The organism is Selenomonas sp. oral taxon 478 (assembly GCF_001189555.1).
GTDB classification, from domain to species: domain Bacteria; phylum Bacillota; class Negativicutes; order Selenomonadales; family Selenomonadaceae; genus Centipeda; species Centipeda felix.
In genome coordinates this window covers 2,155,425-2,180,778 of record NZ_CP012071.1, presented here as the reverse complement: position 1 = coordinate 2,180,778, position 25,354 = coordinate 2,155,425, and the positions used below count along the sequence as shown (strand labels likewise).

Genomic DNA, 25,354 nt, shown 5'->3' with positions numbered 1-25,354 from the left:
ATATATGAGCGAAGTAGAGAAGAAAATTTTTGAAACCGATGAGAAAGACTATCTCCCCGTATTCAACCGCTATAAAATCGTGCTCGATCATGGTGAGGGGGTCTATGTTTGGGATGTTGCGGGCAGAAAGTATCTTGACTTTCTCGGCGGCATCGCTGTCAATGTTCTCGGGCATCATTATCCGCCGCTCGTCGCGGCAATCGCGTCGCAGGCAGCAAAGATCATCCATGCCTCGAACCTTTACTACACGAAGCCGCAGGCGGACGCAGCGGCAAAACTCACGGCACTCAGCGGGCTCGGCAAAGTATTCTTCTGCAACTCGGGCGCAGAGGCAAATGAGGGAGCAATAAAGATTGCACGTAAGTACGCCTGCCGCATCCATCCCGGGAAATCGCAGATTCTCACGGCGTGGGACAGTTTTCATGGTCGTACGCTTGCGACACTGACCGCGACGGGGCAGCCGAAGTATCACGAGGGCCTTGGCCCGCTGCCGGCAGGCTTTGACTATATCCGCTACAATGATATAGCAGATCTCGAGGCGAAGATCAGTGATAAGACGGCAGCGGTCATGCTCGAGACGATCCAAGGGGAGGGCGGCGTCTATCCGCCGGAGGACAACTATTTGAAAAAGGTTCGTGCCCTCTGCGACCAGCATGGTGCGCTCCTTATCCTCGATGAGATTCAGGCAGGAATCGGGCGTGCAGGGACGTTCTTTGCCTACGAGAAATACGGAGTGAAACCCGATATTGTAACGCTCGCGAAAGGTCTTGCCGGCGGTGTGCCGATCGGTGCCTTTGCTGTCACGAATGAAGTCGCAGCTGCGTTCCATGCAGGTGATCACGGCACGACTTTTGGCGGCAACCCCCTTGCCTGTGCGGCTGCGAACATCGTCCTCGATACGATTCCGAAAAAGGAGTTCCTGGCACGTGTTGAGGTGCTCGGCGCATATTTCAAGCAGAGACTCATGGAGCTGCAGAAGAAGTATCCGGCATTCATCGTTGACGTGCGCGGTACGGGGCTGATACTCGGCGCGGAGCTCGCGTCGGATGTACATGGGCGTGATATTGTGAATGTGTGTCTTGAAAAGGGCATTATCATTAATTGTACTGTGGGCAAGGTGCTGCGTTTTCTGCCGCCGCTCATCATCACCGAGCCGCAGATCGACGAGGTGGTCAGCGTTCTTGATGATGTGATCTCACACGATGCGTGATGTGCTGTTTTCTTTACGGCGATGATGTAATAGGATATAATGCACAAATGGGAGGGGTTATATGCTGAAAGGGAAGGACTTATTGTCCATTCATGAACTCAGTCGTGATGAGGTCGAGGAGATTCTGTCCCTCGCGCAGGAGCTCAAGGCAAAGCAGAAGGCGGGGATTTCGCACCGCATTCTGGAGGGCAAGTCGCTCGGTATGATCTTTGAGAAATCCTCAACGCGGACGCGCGTCTCCTTCGAGGTGGGGATGTATCAGCTTGGCGGGCAGGCGCTGTTCCTCAGCAGCAGCGATCTGCAGCTCGGGCGCGGTGAGCCGATCAAGGATACGGCACGCGTACTCTCACGCTACCTTGACGGCATTATGATCCGCACGTATGGACATGAGCGCATCGAGGAGCTTGCGGAGTGGGCGGATGTGCCCGTTATCAATGCGCTCAGTGACCTCCTGCATCCGTGCCAGGCGCTCACCGATCTCCTCACGATCCGTGAGCATAAGGGCAAGAATCTCACGGGGCTGAAGATGGCATACGTCGGCGACGGCAATAATATGACGCACTCGCTCATGTATGCGGCGGCGAAGGTCGGCATGAACTTCGCGGCAGCGACCCCCGAGGGATATGAGCCGAATGCCGAAGTTGTGGCAAATGCCAAGGCTGATGCGGCAGCGACGGGCGCGACTGTTACGATCACGCACAATCCGATGGAAGCGGTTGTGGGCGCAGATGTCATCGTCACGGACACGTGGGCGAGCATGGGACAGGAGGCGGAGCACGACGCACGCATGGCAGTCTTCCGTCCCTATCAGGTGAATTGGGAGCTCGTTGCCGAGTCAGGCAATGCGCGCTGCATCGTCATGCACTGCCTGCCCGCCTACCGGGGAGAGGAGATCGCGGAGGATGTCTTTGAGGAATTTGCCGATGTGATCTTTGACGAGGCGGAAAACCGTCTCCATGTTCAGAAGGCAATCATGGCACTCACCATGGGAAATTAAGGAGTTGTTTTATTATGGCTAAACAGATCAAAAAAGTCGTTCTTGCCTATTCCGGCGGACTGGATACGTCGGTGATCATTCCTTGGCTGAAAGAGCACTACGATGGCTGTGAGGTTATCGCTGCCTGTGCCGATGTTGGACAGGGCGATGAGCTGAGTGTTGTTCACGACAAAGCACTCGCCTCTGGTGCATCGAAGGTGTTCATCGTCGATCTCACGAAGGAGTTCCTTGAGGAGTATGTCTGGCCGACACTGAAGGCAGGTGCGGTATACGAGGGCAAATATCTGCTCGGCACTTCGTTTGCCCGCCCTGTGATTGCCAAGGCGCTCGTTGACATCGCGAAGCGCGAGGGGGCGGATGCCATTGCTCATGGCGCAACAGGAAAGGGGAACGATCAGGTGCGTTTTGAGCTGACGGTCAAGGCACTCGCTCCCAATCTCCAGATCATTGCACCGTGGCGTGAATGGGATCTTGACTCGCGCACGGCAGAGATCGCCTATGCGAAGAAGCACGGCATCCCCGTTGCGACGGAGAATAAGACATACAGCATGGACCGCAACATTTGGCATCTCTCACATGAGGGATCAGACCTCGAGGATCCCGCGAACGAGCCGAAGAATTCCATGTTCCTCATCTCCTGTGCACCTGAGGATGCGCCGGATGCGCCGGAGTATGTCTCCATTTCCTTTGAGAAAGGAATCCCCGTCGCTGTCAACGGGGAGAAGATGGGCGCAGTCGAATTGCTGACAAAACTCAATGAGGTCGGTGCACGCAATGGTGTCGGCATCGTCGATATCTGCGAGAACCGCCTCGTCGGCATGAAGTCGCGCGGTGTCTATGAGAACCCGGGTGGATCGATTCTCTACTATGCGCATCGTGAGCTGGAATACCTCTGCCTCGACCGCTCTACCTTCCACTACAAGGAGGGACTTGCCATCCGTTACGGTGAGCTGGTCTATGACGGCATGTGGTTCTGTCAGCTGCGCGAGGCACTCGCTGCCTTCGTGGACAGCACGCAGGAGACCGTGACGGGTGAGGTACGCCTGAAGCTCTACAAGGGCAACATCATCTCTGCCGGTGCGAAGTCCCCCTATTCCCTCTACAGTCAGGAGTTTGTCACCTTCGAACATGACGATGTTTACGATCAGGCGGATGCAACGGGCTTTATCAACCTCTTCGGCCTGCCGCTCAAGGTACGTGCACTCATGCAGGAGGGGCAGAAATAATGAGCGAAAAGCTCTGGGGCGGCCGCTTCTCCAAGACGACCGATGAGATGATCAATGAGTTTCAGGCATCCATCGGATTTGACCGCCGTATGTACCGCGAGGATATCGCGGGATCACTTGCCCATGCCGCCATGCTCGCAAAGGTCGGCATCCTCTCGGAGGAGGATCATGCGGCAATCGAGAAGGGGCTGAAGGACATCCTTGCCCAGATCGAACACGGAGATTTTGATTTCAGTGTGGCACTTGAAGATATTCACATGAATATCGAAAAGCGTCTCACGGATGCAATCGGCGATGCGGGCAGCCGCCTGCACACGGCACGCAGCCGCAACGATCAGGTGGCTCTCGATACGCATCTCTTTGTACGCCATGCCGTCGTGGACGTGATGGCACACATTCACGCGCTGCAGCAGGCCATCACAGAGTCCGCTGCACAGCATCGGGATGTGATTATGCCGGGCTATACACATCTCCAGCGTGCGCAGCCCATCCTCTTTTCCCACCATCTCATGGCGTATTTCGGAATGCTCGCACGCGACTTTGAGCGGTTTCAGGGTGTATATGCGCGTACGGATATCATGCCGCTCGGTGCCGGAGCACTTGCGGGGACGACACTGCCGATAGATCGGCAGTTCGTGGCACAGCGGCTGCACTTCGAGCGCATCTACACGAATAGTCTGGATGCCGTCAGCGATCGTGACTATATCCTCGAGTTCCTCTCTGCCGCATCAATTCTCATGGTGCACCTTTCCCGCCTCTCAGAGGAGATCATTCTCTGGTGCTCACGTGAGTTCTCGTTTGTCGAGTTGGACGACGCGCATTGTACGGGCTCGTCGATGATGCCGCAGAAGAAAAATCCTGATGTCTCCGAGCTCGTGCGCGGAAAGACTGGACGTGTTGTTGGGCATCTCATGGCGATGCTCATGGCGGTCAAGGGGCTTCCCCTTGCCTACAACAAAGATTTACAGGAGGATAAGGAGGGGCTGTTTGACGCCATCGACACGGTGAAATTCAGCCTTGCGGTATATGCACAGCTGATACGGGGCATGAAACTGCGTGAGGACGTCATGCGGCGTGCCGTCGAAGCGGATTACTCGAATGCCACGGATCTCGCGGACTATCTCGTGCGCAAGGGACTGCCGTTCCGCAAGGCACACGCCGTCGCGGGGCAGGCAGTGGCACAGTGCATCGCACGCGGAATCTATCTCGCGGATCTGTCGATCGCAGACTATCAGCAGCTCTCGCCGCTCTTTGCGGAGGACATCTACGATGCGATCCGTCCCGAGACCTGCGTTGCCTGCCGAAACTCCTACGGCGGCACGTCGTACGAGCAGGCAGAAATGCAGCTTGAGGCTGCGAAAAACCTCATGATGGAGGAGAAGCACATTATCTCCGTACTGACGGAAAAACAGAATATATTGTCGTAATTTCAATGAGAAGGACTTGCTGATTGTTTTTTATCAGCAAGTCCTTAAATTTTATTTGCATTGTCACTGTACAGATGGTACAATAGCACCAAGTGACTGGATCGGATTATTTTTTTGCGATTTTCGTATTTGCTGTGCGGACGTATTTTCACGGCAATGACATCGAAAATGGCTCTTTTCCGTATAGCGACAGGCGTATAGGACGTGTGGTCGCTGTGTTTTCGTGCGGATGAATTCTGATTTCATGATCGAAAGACTGAGAAAAATATAGGAAGGGGATTTTTCCCGAAGGATTTATGGAGGTGTGTTTTTTTGTCGTTCAATCGTAATGGCAACCATGGAAAAGGCGGACAAAAGGTACAGGTTATCCCGTTGGGCGGATTGGGTGAGATCGGAAAGAATATGACGGCCATCCGCGTGGATGATGAGATCCTCGTGGTAGACTCTGGGCTGATGTTCCCGGAGGAAGATATGCTGGGGATTGATCTTGTTATCCCGGATATTACCTATCTCATCGAGAACCGTGATATGGTCAAAGCAATCGTGCTGACGCACGGACATGAGGATCATATCGGTGCTCTCCCGTATGTGATGAAGCAGATTCCGTGCCCCGTGTATGGTACACGTCTGACGCTCGGCATACTGGAGGGACGCCTGAAGGAGAATGGGGTAGACTCGACCAATCTGCACTCCGTCATGGCGGGGGACATCATCAATATTGGCTGTTTCAGCGTCGGATTTATCCGCGTGAACCACTCCATTCCCGATGCGGTCGGACTCTCCATCAAGACGCCCGTGGGGATGATTGTCCATACGGGTGACTTCAAGCTCGACTATACACCGGTGGATGGGCAGATGACGGATTTCCGCCGTTTCTCCGATCTTGGCAATAAGGGTGTGCTCCTTCTGCTCGCCGACAGTACGAACGCCGAGCGCGAGGGACATACGGCAAGTGAACGTACGGTGGGAGCCGCGTTTGATAAGGCGTTCCACAATGTGCGTGGGCGCATTATTGTCGCCACATTTTCCTCGAATGTGCACCGCATTCAGCAGGTCATTGATACGGCGGTCAAGTACAAGCGGCGCGTTGCCGTTCTCGGACGCAGTATGGAAAACGTCGTCGGTATCTCACTTGAGCTTGGCTATCTGACTGCTCCTGAGGGGACGATCATCGGTATCGATGAGGTCAATAACTACCGTCCGGAACAGATCGTCATCGTGACAACGGGCAGTCAGGGTGAGCCGATGTCTGCACTCTCACGCATGGCTGCATCCGATCATCGTAAAATCACGATTGTACCGGGCGATACAGTCATTATCTCGGCAACGCCGATCCCGGGGAATGAGAAGCTGGTCTCCAAGACGGTGGATAATCTGATGAAGCTCGGTGCAAACGTCATCTATGGGCGCGATAAAGGGATCCATGTCTCAGGGCATGGCAGCCGTGAGGAACTGAAGCTGATGCACAACCTCGTACGGCCGAAGTTCTTCATGCCCGTACACGGTGAGTATCATCATCTCGTTCAGCATGCAGGTCTTGCCCGCGAGCTCGGAATGCCGAAGGAAAATATCTTCATCAGTGAGAACGGGCAGGTGCTCGAGTTTACGAAGGAGAAAGGCCAGGTTGTCGGGCGCGTGCAGTCTGGCATGGTTATGGTCGATGGCCTTGGCGTCGGCGATGTCGGCAACATTGTTCTGCGGGATCGCCGTCAGCTCTCACAGGATGGCATCCTCATCGTTGTTGTGGCAATGAACCGTCAGAGCAATCGTGTTGTTTCGGGGCCTGACATCGTCTCGCGTGGCTTTGTCTACGTACGCGAGTCGGAGGCCCTGATGGATGAGGCACGAGCTCGTGTTCAGCAGGCGCTTGACCGCTGTGAGGACGAGAATGTGCGTGAGTGGTCGGCGATCAAGTCGAATGTACGCGATGCGCTCAGCCGTTATCTCTTTGATAAGACGCGCCGCCGTCCGATGATCCTCCCGATCATTATGGATGTTTAATATCTATTATATGGGGTTGTTATGCGAAGAAGCGAACTTCGTATAACGGCCCCATTTGCGTATTTCTTTCAACACCCCCTCATGTCTGAGCTGTGATTGGTATCGTGTGTAATAGAGATTTCATTCGCTAATATTTTGATGATATTGCTGTATTGGCAGCTTGCAGTTGTTCACAAAATGAGATAGAATAATCGTGGTTTATCGTCTTTTTGATGTGGATGAGGAGGAGTTTTATGACGGCGGCTGAACAGAAAGAGCTGCGGCTCTTTGCGGTGAAGGTGCGCGAGGGGATTCTGCGCGGCACGCATGCGGCGAAAAGCGGGCATCCAGGTGGATCACTTTCGTCAGCGGATTATTTCACCTATCTCTACAAGAAGGAAATTCGTGTCGATCCGAAAAATCCGCATGATCCAAACCGCGACCGCTTCGTTCTTTCCAAGGGACACGTTGCACCGGGGCTCTATGCGACACTGGCGAACTGTGGATTTTTCCCCGTGGAGGAACTGCTGACCCTTCGTCATATCGGCTCGCGCCTGCAGGGACATCCGAATATGAACCTCACGCCCGGCATCGATATGTCTACAGGCTCTCTTGGTCAGGGACTTTCGACGGCTGCGGGCATGGCCAAGGGCGCGAAGTATCTTGGCAAGGATATCAACGTCTACACGCTGCTCGGCGACGGCGAGCTTGCCGAAGGACAGATCTGGGAGGCGACGATGTTCGCCGCGCACTATGGGCTCGACAATCTCTGCATCGCTGTGGATGTCAACGGACTTCAGATCGACGGAAAAACAGCAGATGTCATGAATAGCGCCCCCGTAGATAAGAAATTCGAGGCGTTCGGCTGTGCCGTTCAGTGGATTGATGGACATGATTTCACTGCTCTTGCATCGGCTTTCCACACCTTCCATGAGAATCAGGGCCGCAAGAAACCAACGGTGATTCTGATGAAGACGGTCAAGGGCAAGGATGTCTCCTTTATGGAGAATCAGGCGGGCTGGCATGGCAAAGCGCCCAATGATGCCGAACTTGCTCGGGGGCTGGAGGACTTGGCTGCGGTTCGGAAGAGCATCGAGGAGGCATGAGCATGGCAGAGGTAAAGAAAATCGCAACCCGTGAGAGCTACGGCAACGGATTGGTGGAGCTAGGAAAAGAACACGATAACGTCGTCGTGCTGGATGCGGATCTTGCCGGTGCAACCAAGACGGCAATCTTTAAGAAGGCATTCCCCGATCGTCACTTTAACTGCGGTATTGCGGAGTGCAACCTGGTAGATGTCGGCGCAGGTCTGTCGACCATGGGACTCGTGCCGTTTGTCTCGACATTTGCCATGTTTGCGGCGGGGCGTGCCTATGAGCAGGTGCGCAATACGATCGGATACCCTCATCTGAACGTTAAGATCTGTGCCACGCACGGCGGTATCTCCGTTGGCGAAGATGGTGCATCGCATCAGTGCTGTGAGGATTTTGCTCTCATGCGTACGATTCCCGGCATGACGGTCATGTGCCCTTCGGATGATGTGGAGGCGCGCAAAATGCTGCATGCTGCCTACGAGATGGATGGTCCTGTCTACATCCGCTTCGGACGTGCAGCAACGCCGGTCTACCATGCGGAGGATTTTCCTTTTGTCGTTGGCAAAGGAGAGGTGCTGCAGGATGGCACGGATGTCGCAGTCATTGCCACGGGGATTCTCGTGCCGGAGGCGATCGAGGCAGGAAAACGTCTTGCGGCCGAGGGCATCAGCACACGTGTGATCAATATGGCGACGATCAAGCCGCTCGATACAGAGATCGTTCTTCGTGCAGCGCGTGAATGCGGGAAGATTGTCACGGTAGAGGAGCATAACATCATCGGTGGACTTGGCGAAGCGGTCTGCGCTACGCTTGCGGAAGGATGTCCCTTTCCTGTCCGCCGTGTCGGTGTCAACGATGCGTTCGGACACTCTGGCCCTGCGGCAGAGCTCCTGAAGGAGTTCGGTCTGACTGCTGACCACATTGCCGAGACGGCACGCACGCTGGCGGGAAAATAATATCCATGCAGAAGATGTTCTCTTTCGTTGGAGAACATCTTTTGTTTTATCCGTGCTTTCCTAGATTGCACGATATTCCTTTTTCCCTTATAATAGGAATAAGAGTCATAAGAGTTATATGAAATGAGGAAGTTATGAGAATACAGGGCGTAGTGTTTGATGTTGATGACACGCTGTATGATATGGCTCAGCCATTCTATGCTGCATTACGAAGACTCTATGGGGAGCGCAGTGAGTTCGACTTGCCATCTCTCTTTCTGTCCTTCCGCCGCCATAGCGACGAGCGGTTTGAGGAGTCGCAAACAGGGAAAATCAGTATGGAGCAATTCTATATTTATCGCATCCAAAAAACGTTGGAAGAAGCTGATGTTCAGACGACGGATGCGCAGGCGTTGGCGTTTCAGCGCGTCTATATGGGGCTCCAGTATCAGATTCGGCTCTCGCCGATGATGATCCGTATGTTCAACGAGCTTCGTCCGCGCGCCAAACTCGGTGTGATTACCAATGGTGAATCTGCACATCAGAGAAAAAAGATAGCTTCTCTTGGTCTCTCAAAATGGATACCGGAAGAGACAATGATCGTATCAGGTGACCACAAGTTTCGTAAACCAGACCCCCGCATTTTCCAACTGATGGAGGAACGTATGGATTTGGATAAAGCAGGGCTTCTCTATGTCGGTGATGCGTTTGAGATGGATGTGAAAGGTGCGATAGAGGCAGGCTGGAGTGCTGTTTGGTACAATCGTCGTGATCGTGCCGTGCCGACGGATGCTGCGGGTCTGTCATTTACCGAGGTTTCGTCCGAGGATAAATTGCTTTCGGTCGTTGTGAAAGCCGTGCGCGGATGATTTGAACAGCATTTATCAGTGATTCCTGAAACCTGAAATAGCATAAAAATAGCTCATCCTTATGGATGAGCTATTTTGTACTGCTTAAGTCGCAGAATTACTTATTCTGGTCGATGAGAGCCTGAACTTCGGGTGCCTTTCCATCCGAGCCGAGGACTTCCTTGATCTTGTGAGCAACAAGCTCCTTGATGTAGTTACGACCATCAGACAGGTACTGACGCGGGTCAAAGTGCGACGGCTCCTTCTTGAAGTGCTCGCGGATGCCTGCCGTCATCGCAAGACGCAGATCGGAATCGATGTTGATCTTGCAGACGGCCGACTTTGCACCACGACGGAGCTGATCCTCGGGAATGCCGACCGCATCCGGCATGTGACCGCCGTTCTCGTTGATGATCTTGACGTACTTCGGAATAACAGAGGACGCACCATGGAGCACGATGGGGAATCCCGGGATACGCTTCTCGATCTCTTCAAGAATATCAAAGCGGAGCGGGGGCGGTACAAGAACGCCGTCCGCATTGCGCGTGCACTGCTCCGGCGTAAACTTAAATGCGCCGTGCGACGTGCCGATCGCGATAGCGAGGGAGTCAACCCCCGTCTTCTCGACAAAGTCCTGTACTTCCTCCGGCTTCGTGTAGGACGCATTTTCTGCCGAGACATTGACATCGTCTTCGATACCTGCCAGCTGACCAAGTTCTGCCTCGACAACAACGCCGTGTGCATGTGCATACTCGGCAACGCGCTTAGCAAGTGCCACGTTTTCTGTGTAGGGGAGATGCGAGCCGTCGATCATGACGGAGGTGAAACCGCCATCGATGCACGCCTTGCAGATGTCAAAATCTGCGCCGTGGTCGAGGTGAAGTGCGATGGGAATATCATTGATTTCAAGTGCTGCCTTGACGAGATGGACAAGGTACTCATGACGGGCGTACTTGCGTGCACCTGCGGAGACCTGCAGAATCAGCGGAGACTTCAACTCTCCGGCGGCATCCGTAATCCCCTGGACAATCTCCATGTTGTTGACGTTGAAAGCGCCGATGGCATATCCGCCGTCGTAGGCTTTCTTAAACATTTCTTTTGTTCCGACGAGTGGCATGTGATTACCCCCTAAACAGATTAACAATGATTCATCGAATGCCTTAATTATAGCATAGATTATTGAGTGAAGATACCGCTTTTTGAAATTTCCCATCGGTTCTGCTATAATGGGAACACTAATCGGTAAAGGCGGGTGCATCGCGTGCAGTTAAAGCGCTTGGAGGCTTATGGGTTCAAGTCATTCGCCGAGCGAATTGTCGTCCAGTTTGATCAGGGAATCACAGCGGTTGTGGGACCGAATGGCAGTGGAAAAAGCAATATTACCGACGCAGTGCGCTGGGTCCTGGGGGAACAGAATATCCGTATGCTGCGTGGGCTGCGTGCCGAGGACATCATCTTTGCCGGCTCTTCTGCACGGCGTGCGTTGAGTGTGGCAGAGGTAATTCTTGTATTTGACAATACGGATAAGACGCTGCCCATTGACTACGAGGAGGTTGTGGTCAAGCGCCGACTGTATCGCAATGGGGACAGTGAAATATATCTGAACGATTCCCGTTGCCGTATCAAGGATATATATCAGTTGTTTGCCGACACAGGGATCGGACACGATGGTATGAGCATCATCGGACAGAATCGCCTGAACGATATCCTTGACAGCCGTCCGGAAGATCGGCGCGTTTTTTTCGAGGAAACTGCGGGGATCACCAAATACCGTACGCGCAAACAGGAGGCACTCCGCAAGCTGCGTGACAATGATGCTGACCTCGTGCGCCTGAGCGATATTATGCACGCGCAGGCTGCTGAGCTTCAGCCGTTGTCCCAACAGGCGGAAAAGACCAAACAGTTCCGCGCACTGGATTCAGAGCGACGGAGCTACCAGCTGACCGCCCTCGTCCAGCAGCACGAAAGCCTGCGAAAAGAACAGGAATCCGCTGATCGAGAGCTGCATGTGCACGAAGAGGCAGAGATACGTGCGATGCAGGAGAGGAAAGAAAAAGAAGATCAGAAGACTGCGCTCGAAGAGAAAATGGCTGCTATTGATCTCCGTATGGGGGAACAGGAACAAAAGAGTACAGAGCTTCAATCTAAGCTGGATCATTTAACCAGAGAAGCTGCTCTCCTGGAAGGGCGCCGGGATGAAGGAGAGAAACGAAAAGCATATATTGAGCAACAGCGCCAGTCTGCCGAAGTTAAGATTCAGACGACACTACAGGAAATTGCTCAGATTGATGCTCTCCTCGTACGGAAAAGAGAGGAATGTACCGGAAAAGAACATGCGCTGCATGAGGCATGTGCTGAACTTGAACGCGTGCAGGCTCTCGTGCATACAGAGGAAAAGGAACAGGAGCGTAATGCGCATGCACGGCACGCCGTGCAGCGTGTGTTGGCACGCCTGCGTGAAAAACTTGCTGCCGTATCGGGGGCGCATCAAGACAGCGACCATGCGGCATCGGCACAGGAGGAGCTTGCCCGAAGAAGGTCACTGTTGATAGAGACACAGTCTGAACTTACAGCAGCAGAGGATGATGCCCGCCATATCGAAGAAGAATTGTGCGGGGTGAAAGAAAAATGCAGCCGCATCCAAAAAGAGATGGAAGAACTGCGCCACGCACAGGAGAACGATGAACGGCAGATCCGACAGACGGAGGGCGAGATGCTCCGTGCACAGCAGAGTCTGGAGTTTCTTCGGCGTATGCAGGAGAGCTATGAGGGATTTGGCAAGGACGTACAGATCGTCCTCCGTGCACAGGAGGCATGGCGCAGCCACGTGGCGGGAACCGTCGCTGATCTCATTCGTATTCCGCAGCGCTTCCTTGCGGCAATGGAAGCAGCGCTCGGCGGGAGTGTGCGCAATATTGTCACCGAAGATGCACAGACGGCAAAGGAAGCAATCGGCTATCTGAAACGGAATCATGGCGGACGCGTCACCTTTCTCCCACTGACGACGATCGCTGTGCGTTCTCCACGGGATATAGATGTCAAGCAGCATAAAGGCATCATCGGCTGGGCGAATACACTCGTTCAAGCGGATGGACAATTTCAGCGTGTCGTGGATCATCTCCTTGGTCAGACACTGGTGATGGAAACCCTCGACGATGCTCTTGTGACAGCGAAGAAGGAAGGTTATCGTCTTCGCATCGTAACACTTACCGGAGAGTTGCTGAATCCCGGCGGGTCACTTTCGGGTGGAGGGCGAAGGAAACAGCAGACAATGCTGCTCAATCGCCATGCGGAGATCGAGGAAACTGAGGCGGATATTGCAGCGAAAAGCAAACTATGCGGCGCATGTCGTGCTGCACGAGAAGAGCATCAGAATGCGTGGCAAATAAAAGATCGTGACGTTCAGCGTTGTACGAAGCAAATCGAGCAACTGTCGGGTGAACTATTAAAAAACAATGGAAATCGTGAACTGCTGCAGGCGCGTGCACTGGATCATGCAGAGGCCATCCAGAAGATGGAACATGCTGAGCAGGAACGTGCCATATACTCCGCACAGCTCGCCAAGAAACGTGTGCAGCTCGAGCGTCATATCGCTCAGTGTGAGGTACATGAGTCTCGCTTTATCCATGAACAGGAGAAGCTGAATCAGGCTGGCAGGGAGTACGGTGCTGCATTAAAAAAGACAGCGGACGCCATCCATGCACTCGAAGTGGAGCTTGCCTCACTTCGAACCTCCATTGATACGGAGGAAATGCATCGTAAGTCCCGCGTATTGGAAGAGCAGGATGCCCGTAAGACACAAAGTGATATTACTGCCCAAGAGAAACAGCTGTCTGAGGAACTGACAGAGGGGACAGCGCGAATCGCATCGCTCTCAGAGGAGATATCTGCACAGGAGAAACTCCTTCGTGAGAGCAGAAAAAACAGCAGTGATCTCCGGGATACACGTCTTGCTCATGAAGCAGACGTGCGCGTTTTGGATGAGGCACTGAAGAAATGTCTCATAAATTTGGAAGAGATCCGCTCCAAACGGCATGAGTGCGATAAGCTCGTGGAACGGGTTCATCTGCGTATGGGGGACTGTCGTGAGCGTTTACTGAGCGATTTTGGCCTCACTCCCGAATCGGCGTATGCAAAGGCGAAGCATGCAGAGCCGCAGGTAGTCAGCGCACATCTGCGCGAGCTTGAATCCGCCATTCAATCACTTGGCACAGTCAATCCGAATGCCATAGAGGAGTACGAAGAAAAGAAAGCACGATACGAGGAAGAAGAACGCCAAGTAGAGGATCTGAAATCGGCCAAACAGGATATCGAGCAGATCATTCAAAAGATAGACCAGGATATGACCCGGACATTCCGCGAAGCATTCCGTCAGATTCAGGAGTATTTCAACGAGATATTTGTGCGGCTCTTTGGCGGAGGAATCGCAGAATTGCGGCTGACGGACAAGGAAGATATTCTGAACAGTGGTGTTGAGATTCTCGTTACCCTGCCGGATAAGAAACGGCAGAATCTGTCTGCTCTATCCGGTGGTGAGCGTGCACTCACGGTGATCGCCTTGTTGTTTTCCTTTCTTCGCTATCGGCCGTCTCCATTTTCCATTCTCGACGAGATTGATGCGCCGCTGGATGAGGCAAATGTGTCGCGCTTCGGTGACTTCCTGCAGGAGTTTGCAAAACACACGCAGTTTATTGTGGTCACGCATCGAAAGGGAACCATGCGGGCAGCGGATACGATGTACGGCGTTACCGTGGAGGATGCCGGTGTCTCCAAGGTGCTGTCAATCCGCTTGAAGGATTATGAGGCAGAACAGAGCGCCTAATCAGTGCTTCCTCAGAGAAAGGAGTTGTCGTGGGATTCTTTGATCGCCTGAAAAAAGGCTTAACGAAGACACGGGAGAATTTTACCCATAGCATTGAACGCTTGATTATTGGCTATGCTGACATTGATGACGATCTCATCGATGAGCTGGAAGAAACCCTTTTGATGGCTGATGTTGGCGTCAAGACGACGGAGATGCTGATCGCGTCTGTACGAAAGGGGATCAGAAATAAGGAAATTCAGACGCCGGATGACTTGATTCCTTTTCTGGAAAAAGAAATTGTCCGTATCTTGGATCGCGGAGAGAGTGATACGCCCATGGCGGATTGCCCTCCAACGGTGATCTTGGTGGTTGGGACAAATGGCGTCGGCAAGACGACGACCATTGGGAAGCTGAGTGCCTACTACCGCCACCAGGGCAAAAGTGTTTTGCTGGCGGCGGCGGATACGTTTCGCGCAGCCGCCATCGAGCAGCTTGAGGTTTGGGGTAAGCGAGCGGATGTCCAAGTCATTAAACATGGCGAAGGATCGGATCCCGCCGCCGTTGTGTTTGATGCGCTTCAGGCGGCAAAGGCACGCAGAACGGAGCTTGTCATAGTGGATACGGCGGGGCGCCTCCAGACAAAGTCCAATCTCATGCAGGAACTGGAGAAGATCTACCGTGTGATCGGACGCGAGGTGCCGGGGGCTCCACATGAAACACTCCTTGTTCTCGATGCAGGGACGGGGCAGAACGCGATCAGCCAGGCGGAATTATTTTCGCAGGCAGCCCCTGTCACCGGCGTCGTCCTTACCAAGCTGGACGGTACGGCAAAGGGCGGCGTTACGATCGGCATCACCGCGCAGCTCGACATTCCCATCAAGTGGATTGGCGTAGGCGAGGGCATTGACGACTTACGTCCCTTTCATGCGGAGGATTTCGTCAACGCACTGTTTGCCAAACGCGAAGATGCAGAAGCATGATAGATACGGATATCTATAACGAAAGAAGGAATCGTCGATGTATGAAGATCTGATCGAGCATACCGTTCGCAGCGAGGATATATTTGATGGCACGCTGCTTCATGTGCGCCGCGATACCGTGCGTCTGCCGAACGGAAAAGAGGGGGTGCGCGAGTGGATTCGCCATCCGGGGGCTGCGGCCGTACTTCCGCTTCTCCCCGATGGAAATGTTATTCTCGTGCGGCAATATCGCCACCCGATCGGAAAGGTTACCTTGGAAGTCCCCGCCGGAAAGCTTGATGCCGAGGGGGAAGATCCGCTGCACTGTGCGCGGCGGGAGCTGTCGGAGGAGACGGGCTACACCGCGGAGCAATACGATAAACTGACGACAATTGCAACCACCGTCGGCTTTTCGAATGAGTACATTCATCTGTACCTCGCACGTCAGCTTTCCTCCGGACGACAGCATACGGATGAAGATGAGTTTGTCAATGTGGTACAAATGCCGCTAAAAGAAGCACTGCATCTGGTCAATACAGGAGAAATCATCGATGCCAAAACCATCATCTCGCTGATGATGGCAGCGCCGCATTGTCCCATCGAGTCATAGGAGATATTGATGTTCGGATTTGATTTACAGGAAATGCTGCTCGGCATTCCCGGGCTTGTCATTGCAATGACCTTTCACGAGTATGCGCATGCGCGTGCCGCCGTCTCTCTGGGGGACTTTACCCCGCGTCTCATGGGGCGGTTGACGTTGAACCCAACGGCCCATATCGACCCCATTGGTCTCCTGATGCTCTTCTTGGTACGATTCGGATGGGCAAAGCCGGTCATGATCAATCCAAGCAATTTTCGTCAGCCCAAACGTGACGATATCCTCGTATCACTCGCGGGGCCGATGATGAATTTGTTCCTCGGCTTTGTGGCTTTTTACGTTATGCTGCTGATCAATGCACACCGCCTTGATGTCTCGCAGATCACCTATACGATCATACAGATGATCTTTGTCTACAACGTGAACTTCGCCATTTTCAATATGCTTCCTATTCCGCCGCTCGATGGCTCGCATATTCTCCGCAACCTGCTGCCGCCGGATCTTGCTTATCGTTATCAGTCGATAGAACGATACAGTATTCTCATCATGATCGTATTTATTGCGACACCGATTCTGAGCGTTGTGCTGATGCCGCTCTTTCGCTTGGTCTACGGATTCTATAAAGTGCTTGGGTCAGCACTCCTGTTTTAGGCTGTGTCATGAAGGATGATTATCTGGTCAAATTAGCTGCGTTTGAGGGGCCCATGGATCTGCTCATGCATCTTATTGAAAAGAATAAGATCGATCTCTATGATATACCGATTGCCGATTTGACGCGCCAGTATTTAGATCATATTGACAGACTCTACCAGTTCGATATTGAATATGCCAGCGAGTTCTTGGTCATGGCGGCAACATTGCTGCGGATTAAAGCCCGTATGCTGCTTCCTCCGGCCGAAACGGATGAAGAGCAAGAAGAAGATCCGCGCAAGGAACTTGTCGAACGTCTGTTGGTGTATCGTCGATTCAAAGAAATCGCGTCGCTTCTCGCAACGATGAACGATGCACAAAGTCCCTATGTGGAACGCTCTCCCATGCCGCTCCCTGCGCATCGCATGCCGCTGCTTGGTCTTTCTCCTGATGCGCTGCTGCGGGCTTTTTCGGATGTCCTGCGCGCGCAGGAGAAGCCACGCATCCCGACGGTTGTCATTTCAGCGGAGGAGTATCGTGTGCAGGATAAGATGGCGGATATTCTGTCTCTTCTCCATACACATCATGGCCGCATGAAACTGAGCGACGCGTTTCCCAGCGGAACGCGGGAAGAGCTGCTCTCTGCCTTTTTGGCACTGCTGGAGCTCGTCAAGATGCAGACGGTACTCGTTACGCAGGAATGTCTGTATCATGTGATTACGATTTCAACAAAGGAGGGCAGCAGTGCAGTCTCTTAGCCGCTCGAGTATTCTTGAAGCCGTTCTGTTTGCCGCAGGTGCACCGCTTCCCCTCTCAAAACTGGCAGAGATCATCGAGGTTCCGGAGTGGGAGGTGCAGGAGGCGCTGACCGTCCTCGAACGCGATATCGCTGCGCAGGGGCGCGGAATATTTTTGCGCAGATCGGCAGGCGGCTATCAGCTCGTGACGCACCCCAGTGCCTTTCCGTGGGTGCAGAAGCTCGCTGAAAAAATACAGCCGACACTGTCCTCGTCTGCGATGGAAACCCTCTCCATTATTGCCTATCGGCAGCCCATCACCAAGCAGGAGGTAGAACACATCCGCGGGGTGCGCGCCGAACGCTCCATTGGACGGTTGATGGAGCTGGAACTTATCTGTGAAATGGGACGTAAACCCGTCGTCGGGCGTCCCATTCTGTATGGAACGACAGATTTGTTTTTGCGCTCCTTTGGCCTAGCGCGGATAGAGGATCTTCCTGCCTTACCGAACATCGACGATATAAAGAAGACGCTGGATGATGACCAGCTGCGTCTATTTGAGGAGATGCAGGGGGCATCGGATTCTACGGAAGAAGAATAACTTAGCTTATGCGAAATAAAGGGGTGGAATCATTGGTAGAACTGCTCGCGCCTGCGGGAACGAAAGAGGCTTTTTATGCTGCTGTTGAAAATGGAGCGAATGCCGTCTATCTCGCGGGAAAAATGTTTGGTGCGCGTGCCTATGCGGCCAATTTTGACGAGCAGGAACTGAGCGATGTCATCCGCTATGCGCATCTGAAGAACGTTCAGGTACACGTCGCTGTCAATACGATCATCGACAATGAGGAACTCCCTAAGTTAAAGGAATACCTATCCTTTCTTTCCTCGGTTGGAGCAGATGCTATATTGGTACAGGATCTCGGCGCGGCACGTCTGGCACAGCAAATCGCACCGTCTCTTCCGCTGCATGCGAGTACGCAGATGACCATCCACAACAGTGAAGGGGTAAAGGCTCTTGCAGCGCTTGGGTTTTCCCGCGTCGTTCTCGCACGGGAATTGTCCATTCCTGAGATACAGAAGATATGCCGTGAGAGCAGTGTTGAGATCGAATGCTTTGTGCATGGCGCACTCTGTGTCTGTTACTCAGGACAATGTCTGATGAGCAGCATGATCGGCGGGCGCAGTGGAAATCGTGGCCGCTGTGCACAGCCCTGCCGCCTTCCGTATACACTGATCGATGAGGCAGGACGAGATGTGCTCGGCGATTCTGCCGGGAATTTCTTGCTCTCTCCGCGCGATCTGAATGCCGTTGATCTGATTCCACAGCTGCTCGACGCAGGAATATATTCGCTGAAGATTGAGGGGCGGATGAAACGTCCTGAGTATGTTGCGACCATTGTCCGCACGTACCGAAAGGCGATCGATCACTATCTAGCTGAAAAAAATCCACCGATCGACGATGATGATCGCGATCATCTGGCGCAGGTGTTTAATCGGGACTTCACAACAGCATACATGGAAAGACACCAAGGAAAGCAGATGATGAGTGACCGCCGTCCGAACAATCGGGGGCTCTTGGTCGGCCGTGTCGTCGATTATGATGCCCGTACGGAAATGGTGTCGCTGAAACTTGCCCGTGATCTTGCTGTTGGCGATCAGCTGGATTTCTGGGTCAAAGTCGGAGGACGCGTTTCTGCGGAGATCGAACATCTCTATGATGAAGAGGGGCGCGAGTGTCCGGCCGCATCTGCGGGGGATATTGTCTCCTTCCGGATCCGTGGGCGCGTACGTATGCATGACCGAGCCTTCAAGGTCTATGATGCAAAACTGATGGAGACGGCGCGCCGTTCTTATGCAGCGGATTCGCTTGCTAAGATTCCTGTCGCCATGCACCTTCATGCCAAACTACAAGCTCCGCTGACCCTCCATGTTGAAGATGATGCAGGAAACTGTGTCGATGAAAAAAGTGAGTACCTGCCGGTGTGCGCGACAAAGCGTCCTCTCACCGACGAAATAGCAAAAGCACAGATGGAACGCCTGGGAACAACGGCGTTTGTCATGAAAGAACTCACCTGTGAGATCGATCCGGAAGTAATGGTTCCCGTCAGCGAACTGAATAAACTTCGCAGATCAGCGATTGCCGCGCTAGAAGAGATACGCCTTAGCCGTTTTCAGGCGAAAAAAAAGATATGTCGCGTCATGGTTCCTGTGCGAGAGAATGTGTCGACTGCACCTCCTGCAAAATTGATGGTCTCTGTGGATTCCCTTGCGGCTGCCGAAGCAGCAATTTCCGGCGGTGCAGATGGGATTCTCTACGGTGGTGAGTCCTATGAGGGGCGCCATCTGCAGCCGCGTGATTATGATACGGCCTGGGACTATGCACAGGCGCATCACGTACGCATTGACTATAATACGCCGCGTATCGTCCATGAAGGTGAATGCTCTGCGTTAGTAGATCTTCTGGCACATTTTGAAAACAAATTACCTGCTGCTCTTCATGTCCATAATATCGGAACTGCCCATCTCGCGCAGGAGCATTGTTCTGCTGTTCTTCATGCAGATGCATCCATGATCAGCTACAATAGAGCAACTCTTGATTTTTTACAGGCTTATGGCTTTAAGGAAGCAACGATTTCACCGGAGTTAAACGAAAAACAGGCAGCGCGGCTCGCCCATGACTCTGCTATCCCGCTCAGCATGATGGTCAGCGGTCGTCTTCCGTTGATGGTATCGGAATACTGTGTGCTCGGAAGTTTTCTCGGCAATTTAGATAAGGGAAAGTGCACGATGCCATGCCGAAAAGGAAGATATTTTTTGCATGACCGCAAGGGTATCGATTTTCCCATTGTAACCGATCAATTCTGTCGTATGCATATATTGAACAGCAAGAAACTGTCACTTCTCCCACATGTTCCGAAGATTTTACGTGCGGGGATTACAACCCTGCGCATCGAAGGACGCGGCACGGCACCGGATGAGCTGCGGCGTACGGTTTCTGCCTACAGGGATGCGATGAAACTATCTCTGCCCTTAACCGAGGAAGAAGAAAAGCGCCTGCAAATGCAGGAAGGAAATGACATTACGCGCGGTCATTACTTTCGTGGAATCTTGTAGAAGCACGGATCAATTCTGTCGCATTATTTTGACGCATTCTTTATAAAAAGAGGTACTTATGGACACGGAGTCATTTAAGGTTTTAGAATACGAAAAAATAAAAACCAGACTCGCATCGTATGCCGCCACAGCCTATGGGAAAGAACGATGCAGCAGTATCATGCCATCTTCCGACTATGATCACGTTGCACGGCTTCAGAGGGAGACCGAAGAGGCGGTGCGGGTTGTGCAGATTCAGCCGCCTCCATTTGATGGCATCCATCATCTGCAGGAGATTCTTAAAAGGGCAGGCCGAGGCATCCTGCTGGAGCTGGATGAGCTGCGCTTGGTCAAGAGCACCATTGGCGGCATGAGAGACGTGAAGTATTTTTTTCGCGATCTGTCCGCTGATGCAGAGCTGTTGAAAGACTTGGCGCGGCGCATCGAAATCTTGGGCATGTTGGAACGGAATCTTAAGGCAGCGATTGACGAATATGGAAATTTTCGCGATGATGCCAGCCCCGTCCTTCATCGCATCACAAATGAGCTGCGTACGGCACAGTCGCGGGTAAAGGATCGGCTTTCTTCCATTCTTCACGATGCAGCCTATCAAAAAATGTTTCAGGAAGCTATTGTCACTGTGCGTGATGAACGCTATGTCATCCCGGTCAAGCAGGAACATCGCAGCCAATTTCCAGGAGTCATTCACGATCAATCCGCAAGCGGCGCGACACTGTTTATTGAACCACTCGCCATTGTCGAGCTGAATAACACCGTGCGTCAGATGGGGATTGCACGCGAGCAGGAAATCCTGCGTATTATGCAGCGATTGACCAGTGAAATTGCCCGTTCTGCTGATGTTTTGTCTGCCAACTGCACGATTTTGTCCGATCTCGATCTCATTTTTGCTCGTGCTTCCTTGGCGCGTGAGATGAGAGCCTATCCACCGATTTTGAATAAAGACGGGTATGTGCATCTGCAAAGGGCGCGACATCCACTGCTCCCTCCGGACAAGGTCGTTCCGATTGATATAGAGCTGGGGAAAACTTTTTCCACACTGCTGATCACGGGGCCGAATACCGGCGGTAAGACGGTCAGTATGAAGACCCTCGGCATTCTTGCGCTGATGTCCCAGTCAGGCTGTTTTCTTCCAGCTGAGTCAGGCTCGGAAATACCGGTCTATCAAAATATTTATGCGGACATTGGGGATGAGCAGAGCATCGAGCAGAGTTTATCCACATTTTCCGCACACACGCGCAATATTGTACGCATCATCGATCGAGCGACATCCGGCGACTTGGTGCTCCTAGATGAGGTCGGCGCGGGAACTGATCCTGACGAGGGCGCTGCTCTTGCGCGGAGTATCATCGAACACTTCCTTATGAATCGCATTGCTACTGTTGCGACAACGCATTATGCCGATCTTAAAACGTATGCATATACACAGCAAGGCGTTGAAAATGCATCGGTTGAATTTGACCTCGAGACGCTCCGTCCGACCTATCGTTTGCTCATCGGTATACCGGGGGCAAGCAACGCCTTTTTCATCAGCCGCCAACTCGGTCTGCCGGAGGAGATCGTTGCACGGGCGGAAGAATATGTAAGCGAGGATCATGCCCAGTTTGAAACCGTTGTTCACGATTTGGAACGTGCCAAGACGATTTATGAGGAAAAAAATCAGCTCCTCTATAAAAAAGAAACGGATGTCGGCAGGGCTGAGGCACGCCTTCGCGCAGAACGTGCTGCATTTGAGCAGTCGAAGCAGGAACTCCTCCATAAGGCGCGCGAAGAAGCAAACAACATTGTACGTGAGGCAAGACGAAGTGCCGAGGAGACCATTCAGTCGCTCAAGGAACAGTTTGATGACCATGGCATCAAGGAACGTCAAAAAGCGATTCAAGCAGCACGGTCAAGATTGAATGAGGCCTATGTGCACAACATATCGCCGAAAATTCCTGCGGAGGGGAGACCCGTTCGCCCCGATGAGATTCAAAGCGGGGATACAGTTTACATCCGTACGCTTGCCCAGGAGGGTACAGTGCTTTCCGTACAGGGCAAGGAGCTCAGCGTTCAAGTTGGCGGTCTGCGTACGATGGTCAAGATGGATGCGTGCACATTTGTCGGACACCAAAAACGTAAAAAAAAGATCAACAAGATACGCGTCGGAGGTTCATTGGCGCAGAAATCGGCAGAGGTTCGTCCACAGATTGATGTGCGTGGCATGACCGTATTGGAGGCAGAGGCAGTTCTTGAGAAATTCATTGACGATGCTGTCTTTGCAGGGCTTTCCACTGTGCTGGTCATTCACGGAAAGGGGACAGGAGCGCTGCGCCTTGGGTTGCGTGATTACTTTAAGCGAAATAAATCCATCCGCGCGTTCTCTTTTGCTGATATTTCTGAGGGCGGTACAGGTGCAACCGTCGTTACACTGAAATAGAAGTGAAAAACTCCTCTTGTCGCGCGCTTTTTGAGAAAATCTCCTTACAAAATACCAACTTTGTGTTACAATAGAGGAATTGAGTGCACAAAGCGCCTCCAATGGACACATCTTGGGAATCACTGACGAAATGAAATCTGTCAGATTGGCGTATTTTTTCGTCCAAACGAGTGGAAAACCGGACGCAGAGTAAGGCTCTGCACTAGATTTTCCGCCGAAGTACGGGCAATAAAGATGCGTCAAGATGATGGTGTTAAATTTTTCATGCTTCCCTAGGTTAGGAAGGTATCCATGCAGAAGAGCGAAAAGAAAGCAACGAAGAAGTCGTCAGGGTTTTCCCTGGGAAAGATGATCCTCGTCATAGGACTAATTTTGTTTGTCATGGTCATCGGCGTCGGCTGTGGTTTCCTGACGGCAAGTCTGAATACCAGATCCAATCTGGCAGAGGATATTGTTCCGCCGGCATCGTCGCAGATCTACGATATTCATGGAAATGAGATTGCGAATATCCATGCGGCGGAGAATCGTCGTCCGATTGGCATCAATGAAATCCCAAAAAACCTCCAAAATGCTTTTATTGCGGTGGAGGACAATCGATTCTACGATCATATCGGTATTGACCCACGTGGCATTGTCCGCGCGATCTGGGCAAATATTCGCGGCCGAACGGTCACGGAAGGCGGCTCTACGATTACGCAGCAGCTCGCGAAGAATGCTTACCTGACACAGGATCGCACACTAAAGCGTAAGGTACAGGAAGTATTTCTCGCGTTGCAGCTGGAACGGCAGTATACGAAGCAGGAAATTCTTGAGCTCTACATGAACCAGATCTACTTTGGACAGGGAGCCTACGGTGTTCAGGCAGCGGCGCGCACCTATTTTGGCAAGGATGCCAAGGATCTGACGCTCAACGAGTGTGCCATGCTTGCGGGAATTCCAAAGAGCCCGAACTATTACTCGCCGGTCAACAATATGGATGCGGCGACAGAGCGCAAGGCTGTCGTGCTCGATCAGATGGTTAAGTACGGCTATATCAGTGACAGTGAAGCCGCAGCGGCAAAGAAGGAGCCGCTGCATATTGCAAAAAATACAAATGATGGCGGCAAGAGTGCCTCCTATTTTGTGGACTACGTTCTCCAGCAGCTGGCAGAGAAATATGGAGATGATGCGATCTACAAGGACGGTCTGAAGATATATACAACCATCGACATGGATATGCAGGCCGCGGCAGAGACGGCGATGAAGAATCTGCCGACCTACTTTACGGATGCCAATGGGATCGTTCAGCCACAGGGAGCATTGGTCGCTATCGATCCGCACACGGGCTACATTAAAGCGATGGTTGGCGGGCGTGGGACGGATCAGTTCAATCGTGCGACACAGGCAGTCAGACAGCCCGGCTCAGCGTTTAAGCCCTTCGTTTTTGCTGCCGCACTCGAGAACAAGTATACGCCGGAATCCATCATCGAAGACAAGCCGCTGAAGGTCGGTTCTTGGGAGCCGCAAAACTACAGCCGCAACTTCTCCGGCAAGGTTCGTCTGCGCGATGTTGTACGCTGGTCGCTCAATGTTCCAACCGTTCGTATCGCACAGGATATTGGCATCGATAAAGCAATTTTTTACGCGCAGGAGATGGGAATTTCCACATTTGTCCTGGATGGTGCGACGAATGACCGTAATCTGGCAACAGCCCTGGGCGGAATGACGCGCGGTGTAACCCCGCTGGAACTGACCAGCGCCTATGGTACATTTGCCAACCGTGGCATCCACGTCAAACCCGTTGCTATTCTGCGTGTCGTATCGCGTACCGGGAAGGTGCTCGAAGAAGCAGAGCGCAAAGAAAAGAGTGTTATGTCCGCAGACAATGCGGCGGCACTGACGGCGATGCTTGAAGATGTCATTCGACGCGGGACGGGTACGCGCGCCAACATCGGACGTCCGGCCGCAGGAAAGACCGGCACGACGAGCGACTATCATGATGCATGGTTCGTCGGTTATACACCGGATCTGGTTGCCGGCGTGTGGATCGGAAATGACAGTGTCAGTGACTTGCACGGTATGTCCGGTGGTATGACCCCCGCCGTTATTTGGCAGGCATTTATGCAGAAAGCATTGGCTCAGATGCCCATACGAAGCTTCGCTGGGAGTTCGGCCCATTCTGACACGTCTGCCAAAGAGGAGACGGCGGTCGACCATGAGAAGTCCTCTGGTGAGAAAAAGGCAGCGGATGAGAAAAAGAAGGAGCAGGGAAAGACCTCTGGAAGCTCTTCCAAGGGCGGGGGAAATACTGCTCCTGCGGAACCCGTACGTTCTGCACCGGTCGAGTCTCCAGGAGCTGCGCCTGAACCTGGCATGGGGATAGAAAAAGGACAAAACTAG

Annotated in this window: 18 protein-coding genes; 17 read left to right on the top strand and 1 reads right to left on the bottom strand. The window is 52.8% G+C overall.

What is annotated here, in order from left to right:
• Positions 1-4 precede the first annotated feature (4 nt).
• The 8 genes from ADJ74_RS10075 to ADJ74_RS10040 all read left to right on the top strand — a co-directional run bounded on the left by ADJ74_RS10075 (position 5) and on the right by ADJ74_RS10040 (position 9,738).
• Positions 5-1,210, top strand: a complete 1,206-nt coding sequence (locus ADJ74_RS10075) for an acetylornithine transaminase (protein ID WP_050343982.1) — start codon at positions 5-7, stop codon at positions 1,208-1,210.
• Positions 1,211-1,271: 61 nt separating this feature from the next.
• Entirely contained in the window at positions 1,272-2,207 is a 936-nt protein-coding gene (argF, locus tag ADJ74_RS10070) for an ornithine carbamoyltransferase (protein WP_050343980.1), read from the top strand.
• 14 nt (positions 2,208-2,221) lie between these two features.
• Entirely contained in the window at positions 2,222-3,433 is a 1,212-nt protein-coding gene (locus ADJ74_RS10065) for an argininosuccinate synthase (protein WP_009442201.1), read from the top strand.
• Positions 3,433-4,860: an argininosuccinate lyase gene (gene argH / locus ADJ74_RS10060; RefSeq protein WP_050343978.1), complete on the top strand. Its 1,428-nt coding sequence runs from the start codon at positions 3,433-3,435 to the stop codon at positions 4,858-4,860. Before ADJ74_RS10065 ends, argH begins: the two co-directional genes overlap by 1 nt.
• Positions 4,861-5,172: 312 nt before the next feature.
• A complete protein-coding gene (locus tag ADJ74_RS10055) occupies positions 5,173-6,861 on the top strand; it encodes a ribonuclease J (protein ID WP_050343976.1) in 1,689 nt (562 codons plus the stop codon).
• Between the two features lie 233 nt (positions 6,862-7,094).
• Entirely contained in the window at positions 7,095-7,946 is an 852-nt protein-coding gene (locus ADJ74_RS10050; RefSeq protein WP_050343973.1) for a transketolase, read from the top strand.
• Positions 7,943-8,890, top strand: coding sequence for a transketolase family protein (locus tag ADJ74_RS10045; RefSeq protein WP_172664530.1), 948 nt, complete (start codon positions 7,943-7,945; stop codon positions 8,888-8,890). The genes ADJ74_RS10050 and ADJ74_RS10045 overlap by 4 nt, the downstream gene beginning before the upstream one ends.
• Positions 8,891-9,024: 134 nt before the next feature.
• Positions 9,025-9,738 carry an HAD family hydrolase gene (locus ADJ74_RS10040; protein WP_009442197.1) on the top strand — a complete coding sequence of 238 codons (714 nt, stop codon included), beginning with the start codon at positions 9,025-9,027 and terminating at the stop codon, positions 9,736-9,738.
• A gap of 97 nt (positions 9,739-9,835) precedes the next feature.
• Here the strand turns inward: ADJ74_RS10040 and fba are convergent, their stop codons facing one another.
• On the bottom strand, positions 9,836-10,834 hold the full coding sequence (gene fba, locus ADJ74_RS10035; RefSeq protein WP_050343969.1) for a class II fructose-1,6-bisphosphate aldolase: 999 nt from the start codon (positions 10,832-10,834) through the stop codon (positions 9,836-9,838).
• Between the two features lie 144 nt (positions 10,835-10,978).
• On the opposite strand from fba, the gene smc reads away from it, so the two are divergent.
• The 9 genes from smc (at position 10,979) to ADJ74_RS09990 (ending at position 25,354) form a co-directional block, all read left to right on the top strand.
• Positions 10,979-14,539 carry a chromosome segregation protein SMC gene (gene smc / locus ADJ74_RS10030; RefSeq protein WP_050343967.1) on the top strand — a complete coding sequence of 1,187 codons (3,561 nt, stop codon included), beginning with the start codon at positions 10,979-10,981 and terminating at the stop codon, positions 14,537-14,539.
• 29 nt (positions 14,540-14,568) lie between these two features.
• The gene (gene ftsY / locus ADJ74_RS10025; protein WP_050343965.1) at positions 14,569-15,501 is read left to right on the top strand and encodes a signal recognition particle-docking protein FtsY; all 933 of its coding nucleotides are present in this window, start codon (positions 14,569-14,571) and stop codon (positions 15,499-15,501) included.
• 37 nt (positions 15,502-15,538) lie between these two features.
• Positions 15,539-16,090, top strand: coding sequence for an NUDIX domain-containing protein (locus tag ADJ74_RS10020; protein WP_050343964.1), 552 nt, complete (start codon positions 15,539-15,541; stop codon positions 16,088-16,090).
• Between the two features lie 9 nt (positions 16,091-16,099).
• A complete protein-coding gene (locus ADJ74_RS10015; RefSeq protein WP_009442192.1) occupies positions 16,100-16,729 on the top strand; it encodes a site-2 protease family protein in 630 nt (209 codons plus the stop codon).
• A gap of 8 nt (positions 16,730-16,737) precedes the next feature.
• The gene (locus ADJ74_RS10010) at positions 16,738-17,466 is read left to right on the top strand and encodes a ScpA family protein (RefSeq protein ID WP_050343962.1); all 729 of its coding nucleotides are present in this window, start codon (positions 16,738-16,740) and stop codon (positions 17,464-17,466) included.
• Positions 17,453-18,046 (top strand): SMC-Scp complex subunit ScpB, encoded by a 594-nt coding sequence (gene scpB / locus ADJ74_RS10005; protein ID WP_050343960.1) that lies wholly within the window; start codon positions 17,453-17,455, stop codon positions 18,044-18,046. The genes ADJ74_RS10010 and scpB overlap by 14 nt, the downstream gene beginning before the upstream one ends.
• Positions 18,047-18,054: 8 nt before the next feature.
• Positions 18,055-20,559, top strand: a complete 2,505-nt coding sequence (locus ADJ74_RS10000) for a DUF3656 domain-containing protein (protein WP_084708985.1) — start codon at positions 18,055-18,057, stop codon at positions 20,557-20,559.
• A 58-nt stretch (positions 20,560-20,617) separates the two neighbouring features.
• Positions 20,618-22,975 (top strand): endonuclease MutS2, encoded by a 2,358-nt coding sequence (locus ADJ74_RS09995; protein ID WP_050343955.1) that lies wholly within the window; start codon positions 20,618-20,620, stop codon positions 22,973-22,975.
• Between the two features lie 291 nt (positions 22,976-23,266).
• Positions 23,267-25,354 carry a transglycosylase domain-containing protein gene (locus ADJ74_RS09990; RefSeq protein ID WP_050343953.1) on the top strand — a complete coding sequence of 696 codons (2,088 nt, stop codon included), beginning with the start codon at positions 23,267-23,269 and terminating at the stop codon, positions 25,352-25,354.